The sequence below is a fragment of the Cognatishimia sp. genome (genome assembly GCF_964229375.1).
GTDB lineage: Bacteria > Pseudomonadota > Alphaproteobacteria > Rhodobacterales > Rhodobacteraceae > Cognatishimia.
Genome location: NZ_CAXREH010000108.1, coordinates 1 through 3402 on the forward strand (window position 1 = coordinate 1; position 3402 = coordinate 3402).

General features: G+C 59.1%; 1 protein-coding gene. It reads right to left on the minus strand.

All coding sequences use genetic code 11. From position 1 onward, the window contains the following. Positions 1-3347, minus strand: a 3347-nt coding sequence (locus ACEQWH_RS08580; protein ID WP_370229779.1) for a MupA/Atu3671 family FMN-dependent luciferase-like monooxygenase, incomplete at its 3' end; no start/stop codon positions are given. Positions 3348-3402: the final 55 nt, after the last annotated feature.

Consider the following 3402-nt stretch of genomic DNA (forward strand, 5'->3'; position numbering starts at 1 on the left):
ACATCCGTCGCAATGCCATAGTCGATGAGACAGGCAATTTCTGTAACGCCAATGGCTTTGACCTGTTCGACACGTGCAAGACAGTCCTCAACCGTTCCAAACAGGCCGGACTCATCGAAATACCGCTGAAACGCAAAGTCCAGAATACCTTCCAGCTCGTCCTCTGTGAGCGACCCGAGGTCGATGTCAAAGGCGTTGCTGGCCCCTTCAGGCTTTTTGAAGGCTGGGAAGGCCCAGGCATATTGTTTGATAAGGCCCGCCGCCGAACGCAGATAGTCTTTCATCGGGCCGCGCGCGATCTGACGCGCTGTCTCGCGGTCCTCCGCGACAAAGCTGTGCAACATCAGAGTGACTTTATAGTCCGCCGGATCATAACCGGCGTCGCGCAGCGCCTCGTGATAGATTTTGATTTTGCCTGCTACTTCGTCGACAGATTGGCCCAGCAGATGGGTCAGAACATGGCAGCCGTTGCGCCCGGCTTCGCGCCAGGTTTCTGGGTTGCCGGCTGTTGTCACCCATAGATCGATATCCTTGGACACAGGGCGCGGCTGGGTCAGAACGCTGTGCATCTCACCGTCTTTGCGCGGGAATGCCACCTCTTCGCCGCGCCACAGCTTGCGCAGCTCGTGCATCTGTTCAAACATGGCGGGCTTGTTTGCAGGAGGCGTGTTTTCAGGACGCAGCACAAAGTCGTCCGGCTGCCAGCCGCTAGCTATCGCCAGCCCCGCTTTGCCGTTGGTCAGATTGTCGATGATCGCCCATTCTTCGGCGATCCGGGCGGTGTGGTGCAAAGGCGCGACGCAGCTTCCGGCGCGCACACCGATATTCTTTGTAACAGCGGCCACCGCCGCACCCGTCACCGACGGGTTTGGATAAGGGCCGCCAAAGGCGTGGAAATGACGCTCGGGCGTCCAGACCGCACAAAACCCGTTGTCGTCGGCAAATTTTGCGCCCTCAAGCAACAACTCGTATTTGCCACGGCCAATCCCGTCGTCATTGCCCCAATAAAACAGGCTGAAATCCATGCCGCCAGCTCCGGACGCCACCGGGCCATCCGAAATCTGCGCAGCGCCTTCGTCGCCTGCAATCACCACTTTGAAGCCACGCGACAGTGTATAAAACAGCTCCAGCACCGAAATATCGAAACTCAGGCTGGTGACGGCCAACCATGTGCCCGGCGTTTGGTGGTCAATCTGGGCATCCATTCCGCCAAAGAAGTTCACCACATTGCGGTGCTCTACCATGACGCCTTTGGGACGTCCCGTAGAGCCCGACGTAAAGATCAAATAGGCCAGATCGCTGCTCTCTGCCTCGTCTGCGACAGGCAGGTCAGAGGCTGCGTGAAACGCGGGATCGCTGTCGATATTCAACACCTTAGCCGCGCTTGGCGGCAGTTGGTCTGACAGCGCGTCTTGCGACAGGATGAACCCAGCCCGGCTGTCTTCGACATAGATCGCGATGCGCTCGGCGGGGAACGCCGGATCCAGTGGCAGATAGGTGCCGCCTGCTTTCAAAATCCCAAGACAGGCCACAACCAGATCATGCCCGCGGCGGCAATGCACGCCCACCACGTCGCCTTTGACCATACCGTTGGCCCGCAAGACTTGTGCCGTTTGATTGGACCGCGCTTCAAGCTGGGCATAGCTGAGGGCGTCGTGTTCAAACACCAGCGCCGTCGCCTCTGGCGTCTTGGCCGCCTGCTCTGAAATCAGCGCGTGGATCGTGATGTCCAGATCAATGTTCAGATCGGTATCATTGCGCGCGCTTAGCAGGTGGTGCTTTTCAGACGGCGGCAAAAGATCAAGATCAGACACAAGGCTGTCTGAGGACGCAAGTTGCGCAGCGATCCAGTCCAGCCGCGCAACCAGCCGCGTTGCGTGATCTTCGTCCAGCCGGTTGGCGTCATAGCGCAACCGCATCCCGTGCCCGTGACACAGGATATTCAGGGCAACGCCCTCAATCGGCCCGACATCAGGGTCCGTGATGAAAGACAGATCCGGCAGCTCTGGGGTGGCCAGCTCTGGTGCGCGCCCGATCAGGTCCAATGGGTACGTGTCACGCTGCACCAGCGTCGCCAGATCCTGACGCGCGGTATCGATTTCGGTTTGCACGGATTGTTCTTTGGACAGCGCCAAGGGCATCGGCACCCAAGGGGCAAGATAGCCAGCAGAGCGTGTCATATCTTCGTGCACAAACGCGATCTGGGCAGCGCTTTCACATCCACTAAGGCTGGCAAACAAACGAGCCACAACCAATTGTTGCGCAGGATCAAGATCTGCATCAACACGCAAGCTTGCCCAGTCCGCAGGCTCTTGCGCGGGTTTGATCAATGGCAGGCGCGCGGGCACATAGCTGGCCAAGGTTATGCGCCAGGCGGCCTCGGCCCCGACAACCTTGCTCAAGGCGCGCTCCAGCCGATCCGCAGTTTTTGCGGAACTGAGAGGCGACCCTTTGGCAACGCCTGAAACATCTGACCATGGACGTCCGCCTAGGTCGCTAAAGTGGCTCAGACGCACGGCACCCGTGGCGCAGGCGACCGTACGTGTATGGTCCGCAACGTCCAGAACCTCACCAGGACGGCCCGTGCCTTGCACGCGCTCGGCGTGGCGAACGGCCACAATGTCACCCGCAATGGACAGCTTGGGAAGTGTCAATGGGTTCCAATAATCGCCATGATCCAAAGCCCGCACAAAGGCGACAACCTCGTCGGCGCTGTTGTCAAAGTCGATGCGCCCTGCCGCCTTGGGCCGCTGAGATGCGCCAAAATACCGACGGCCTGCGAGGTCCTGTGCACGGCGCGGCTTGGCACCTGCTTCAAGCGCGGCAATCACATCAGGGAAACTGGTCATCGCCGCTTCAAAACACTTTGTGTTCAGCGTCAGCGCTGTGTCGTCGTCGGCAATGTCAAAGGTCGATTGAACAAGGATGTCGCCCTCATCCACACCGTTTTCAATCAGATGCCACGTGATGCCATGGGTCCGCTCGCCCTGCATCCGCGCCCAGACAGGCGCGTTGAGACCGGCGTAGTCGGGCAGCGGGCCATCGTGAAAATTCACCGCGCCACCGGCCAGCTTAAGCAGGCCATCCGGGATGATCTGAAGGTTTGCAACGCTCAGCAGCCAATCAAACGTTCCGTCAAGAGCAACATCCTGTAGCGCGCCGTCATGCAACACAACCGCGTATCCACGCGATTTGGCCCAGTCCGCGATCGCTTGGGATTTAGTGACCACTTGCGCCACCTCATGCCCGGCAGACTGCCACGCCTCGGCGCATTGGATCAAAAGGCTTTCGTTGCCGATGAACAGACCAGACAGAGGGGCCGCAACAGATTTGCTTTGAAAGTTCATGTCTGCTCTCCATTCAAAATCGGCGCCCCATTGGGGTCCGTGATCTGCCTCGACG